Annotated in this window: 3 protein-coding genes and 1 pseudogene; 1 reads left to right on the top strand and 3 read right to left on the bottom strand. The window is 52.3% G+C overall.

All coding sequences use genetic code 11. From position 1 onward, the window contains the following. Positions 1 to 276, top strand: a pseudogene (locus VAE48_RS15070) (hypothetical protein); the annotation flags it as partial. A 74-nt stretch (positions 277 to 350) separates the two neighbouring features. On the opposite strand, the gene VAE48_RS15065 reads toward VAE48_RS15070, so the two are convergent. The 3 genes from VAE48_RS15065 to VAE48_RS15055 all read right to left on the bottom strand — a co-directional run. Next, positions 351 to 2,075, bottom strand: coding sequence for an adenylate/guanylate cyclase domain-containing protein (locus VAE48_RS15065; RefSeq protein WP_322794155.1), 1,725 nt, complete (start codon positions 2,073 to 2,075; stop codon positions 351 to 353). Positions 2,076 to 2,100: 25 nt separating this feature from the next. Further along, positions 2,101 to 4,452: a transglutaminase domain-containing protein gene (locus VAE48_RS15060; RefSeq protein ID WP_322794154.1), complete on the bottom strand. Its 2,352-nt coding sequence runs from the start codon at positions 4,450 to 4,452 to the stop codon at positions 2,101 to 2,103. Positions 4,453 to 4,563: 111 nt separating this feature from the next. Further along, a partial coding sequence (locus VAE48_RS15055; RefSeq protein WP_322794153.1) for a hypothetical protein occupies positions 4,564 to 4,828 on the bottom strand: 265 nt, incomplete at its 5' end.

The following is a 4,828-nucleotide window of genomic DNA, read 5'->3' as shown; positions in this document are numbered from 1 at the left end:
TTCCGATCTAGCATTCGCCCTTCTCATCCGCTGGTCAAACTGGCGCTGGAGTGTCTTGCCGAACTGCACGTACCGGCGGTGTTGGAAATTGGCTCGACGGATGCCAACATCCCCCTCAGCCGGGGGATTGCTGCGGTATGCCTCGGGCTAACGCGCGGCGGCGCTCCCCATACCGATAGCGAGTACCTTGAAATCCCGCCAATCCGCCTCGGATTGCAGCAAGTTTTGATGGTCATTGAACGCATCTGGTACAAAAACGGCAGCAGGCGCAGTTGATACACCCCAAAGCCGCTTTTGGGTGAGCGGGCAAAAAATCCATCTCTGGCAGAGCGTAAATATGGATGCCGAACTCAGATTGTTAAGAAGTTGACCTCGTATACCTGAATCGGTTCTCGTTTGCCCTTTGCCTGAATTGCCTGTACCGGCTGATAGACCGCATATCCCCCCAGCCGGTCAACCACCGACTGAGTGATCAAAATCTGGTCAGCGCGTGCATTTTCCTGAATTCGTTTGGCGGTATTGATACAATCCCCAATGGCGGTGTATTCCAGGCGTTTTTCGCTGCCGATTAAACCCAGCACGGCTTCTCCGGTGTGAATGCCAATGCCAAAAGAAAGGCGTTGTGCTGCTGGCAATTGCAGATGAAGGGCTTTGAGCGAGTCGCGCATGAGCAAGGCTGCCCGCACTGCACGCAGGGCATGGTCGGGCTGGCGGATCGGGGCATTAAACCATGCCATAACTGCATCACCCAGGAACTTGTCAATGGTTCCCTCTTCCTGCAAAATGGCTTCGGCCGCTGCTGCAAGGTGACGGTTGAGGATGGAGACCAGTTCTTCCGGCGATAAACTCTCGCTGATGGTGGTAAATCCGCGAATATCGGCGAATAATACGGTGATTTCTTTGCGCTGTCCGCCCAAAATAAGGCTGTCGGGGTTCAATTGGCGAATGACTGCCGGCGAGACCATTTTTTCAAACAGACGACGCTGTGCTTCCAGCTGTTTTTTCTCGGTCAGGTCATCCAGCACAAGCGCAATGCCCTGGGTTTGCTGCTGTCCATCTTTTACAGGGGTAATGCTGATGCGTAAATCAATTCGTCCACGCCCGGCGATGGCTGGGGAAATTTCCAGACCCAGCACAGGCTGGTCTGTTTGCAGCACGTGGAGCAGTTCGGGCAGCAGCGCCGGGGAGAGTGAAGTGAGAATATCCCTTAACTTTTGGCTGCTCAACTCCGGCGCAGTCTGGTTGAGAATTTGTTCGCTTGCCCGGTTGCACAACAGGATATTCCCTTCAATATCGGCGGTAATCACTCCGCTGGCGATGGAGGCAAACACCTTGTCCATCAGACTCTTCAATTCGGTTACTTCGGCAAGGCTTCGCTGGACAGAGGCAAACAGGCGGGCGTTTTCAATGGCAACCGCTGCCTGATTGGCGAAAGCGGCCAGCAAATCCAGCTGTTTGGAGGTGAACAGACCACTCCGAATACGGTTATCCACGTAGATGACGCCGGTTACTTCGCTCTTGACCCTCAGCGGTACGCACATGATCGAACGCAGGTTGTGAGCAATGACGGAGTCCTGTTTGCCAAAACGCGGGTCTTCCTGTGCATTGGTGGTGAGCACAGGCAAGCCTTCCCCGGCGACCCGGTCAATAACTGTGAAGCTGATGTGGAGTTCGGTGGTATTCAGCGATTCCTGAACCCAATTGCGGGCAATGCGGGTGATCAGGTTACCTTCCTCGTCCTTCAACATTAAGAAGCCGCGTTCTGCGCCAGTAAGCCGAATAATCGTATCCATGACAATTTGAAGAACGGTGTTCAATTCCAGCGAGGTGTTGATCACCTGTCCCATGCCGGCGAGCGCCATCAGGCTGCGACGTTCTTCTTCCAGTTCTTCAAATTGCGCGTTGATTTTCTTTACCAGCGCATTAATTGCCACTACGGTTTCAAAGAATGAAGTGGGTAGCGCAGCAGGACGGTTGGTCTGCAGGTAATTGTAAATGGAGTAGCAGGCTGATCTCAACTTTTCCAGATTGGTTGCCAGCTGATCACCCTGCAAAGCAGATTTGTGATCACTCAATTTTTATTACTTCCTGAATGGGAATTTAAGCGTTGCTTTCAAGGGGTTTCCCCCCTAATTTCGCCAGAATCATTTTACCGCGATTTTGAAATGCCAGTTTCCAGATCAGCCGGGCAGATTGTTGAGCAACGGCTGTATCGGCTGGATAAGGACTGTAAGCAATTTTCTGGTATTCTTGCAAAAGCTGAAGAGCAGAGGTTTCGCTTTCCGGCAGGTGGTTAATGAGCGTTTGAATTTGTTCCGCAGGGGTCTGGGCGGGGGTGATGGGGATTTTGAACAAATGGCACAGCCAGTGAATGCTGTAAAAAGCGCGCTGAACGGGTGCCAGTTGAGTGTAGTACGACCATTGTTCCAGCCACCGCGGGATGCGCCAACCGCGTTTTCGCAGGCTGGTTTCTAAAAATGCCGGAAAACTTTGCTGAGGGAACCAGCGGCGTCTGCGTCCGTTGGCTGCGACCAGAAAGATAACTATTCCTGCAATCAGCAAACCCAGGATGATCAGTGTAGCGCTGACCAGCGGTGTGGTTTGTAAATTTACCGGACCTGAGGCTTGATTTTCGTCAAAACGCGTGGCTTCCTCAAATTCATCCAGTAATTGCGGCTGATTGGGGTTGGGCTGGGGAAGTGGGGTACGGTCTTCTGCGCCTGCCCCACTGGGCCGCTCAATGGGGGATTGGAAAGCGGTTGGTTCAAACTCAATCCAGCCGATGCCGGGGAAGAAAACCTCCGGCCAGGCATGGCGGTCTAAGTCGCGCACCCAGTAAAAGTCTTCTTCTTCGTCGAGAAATCCCTGAGCATAACCGATGACCCAGCGGCTGGGTATGCCCAGCGAGCGCAGCATCAGTACTTCTGCCGAGGCATAGTAATTACAAAAGGCTTGTTTATGTTCGAATAACACCCACTCAACCGGGTCTCTGCCGGTTGGCGGGTTTGGGATAGTTGCGGAATAGGCGATATTGTCCCTCAGCCATTGTGTGATGGCAGCGGCTTTGTCATAAGGGGTTTCCAGGCCGGCTGTGATCTCGGCGGCAAGGTCGCGAATACTTTGGGGCAGGTCATCCGGTAATTGAAGGTAGCGGTCTACTACCCATTGAGGGTAATCCTGGCCAGCTTCCCGCAGGGCGGCAATTGTGGGGGAGGCAATCGAGGAAGTCACCTGATAGGTGCTGCCGGGGGGGATATCGGGATCGGCAAGCACGGTAATCACATCTTCAACCTTGCCGGGTTCTGAACCGTCGTAAACCAGCAAAACATTGCGGTTGAGCCCGACCGGCAATCCCGGCACATAGACCATACTCAAATTGCGGACAGGGCGGAAGTCGAAGCGCACATTGAAGCGCCGGCTGTACTGCGGATAATCGAGGGGAGGTGAACCAACGCGCAGGGATTGCTGATTGGTTACTGTGCTTTCCCAACGGCCATTGTCGTAATAGTCATAACTGCGGATGCGCCAGTAGTAGGGCACCCCTATTCGCTGGGTGATACTGGCTTGAACGGTAAAAACGGTGGCATCCGTCAGCTGGCTGCCGGTGCCAAGGGCATACTCATCGGCATAATATTCATCCAGTACAGCAACCGAGCCCCTTAATGGATTGGTAACATTTTGGAACCGTTCCCGCAGGGATTGCAAGGATTGAATCATCTGCTGGCGCTCGGGGCTGTTTGGGACAACTGCGCGGACGATACGCGGAGCATTCCAGGCAAAAATAACCAGCAGCACAAGGATGATTAAACTGCTGCGCATCAAGTTAAATCCGGTGTCGGTATCCACACCGACCTCTTCTTCTTCCCACTGGCGGGCATTTTTGAGGTAATTCATGCGGCTGAAGAGGAGCAAAGCCAGAACGGCAAAAATGGCGGTGGCGACCCCGCTTTGGGCAAGCGGCGGGTGGTAAAGGTCAATCACTACCAGCGCGATTCCCAGCACAACCAAACCCTGCCAGGGCTTACCATAACGGGTCAGCTGGTAGCCGGTGGAAATGCCCACCAGCCAGAACAGCAGGGCCATGTTGGCAAGGAATAAAATTGAGTCGTTCAGCGGCTGGTTACGCAGAAAAAGAACCAGATTCTGCCACATGCGGTCACCCAACAGCCACAACCGTTCCAGCCAGATGTAATTGCTGGGGGTTAGTTCCCCCAATTGCCAGGTGATGAAGAAGAGGGTAAACAGGAAGCCAAAAAGGCCAGCAGTTTGAGGGCTGAATCGGCTGTATCCCAACGCCAGCCCGATGATTGCGCCAATCAATGCCAGCCCAATCACAATCTCCAGATTGTCGGTCCAGCGGGTATCTGCTAACCGGTAGGTAACGGTAATCAACGCGGCCAGGAAGAGGGATACCGATAAAAGATCCCACCAGCGTTTTGAAGAATTGAGCATGATTTTAGTGTACAATACTTTTGCTTTAGCCGTCAATGGCAGGGTTCAATGTTGGGTGTATGAACAAGTCAATCACTTCATTGCAGGGATGATAAGATGGATCCATTTCTTCTAAGTGAACTTGATTTTATTCAAAACCTGCAGGGTGGGTTTGCTGCGTTGGCCCCAATTTTTAAGGGGATCACTTTTTTGGGGAATGAAGAGTTTTACTTGTTGGTTATTCCGCTTCTTTACTGGTGTGTAGATTCCGGGTTGGGTTTGCGGATTGGGGTACTGTTGATTTTCAGTAATCTTTTCAATTCTAAGTGAATCGTCATAAGTTTTTAGAAACATGAAAGCTGGAAACAATCTCATTCCGATTTTGCTCGAACAATGC

The sequence above is a fragment of the Bellilinea sp. genome (assembly GCF_034432615.1).
Lineage (GTDB): Bacteria > Chloroflexota > Anaerolineae > Anaerolineales > Anaerolineaceae > Bellilinea.
Note: the sequence above shows the minus strand (reverse complement) of the source record. Positions and strands in the feature narration are given on the sequence as shown.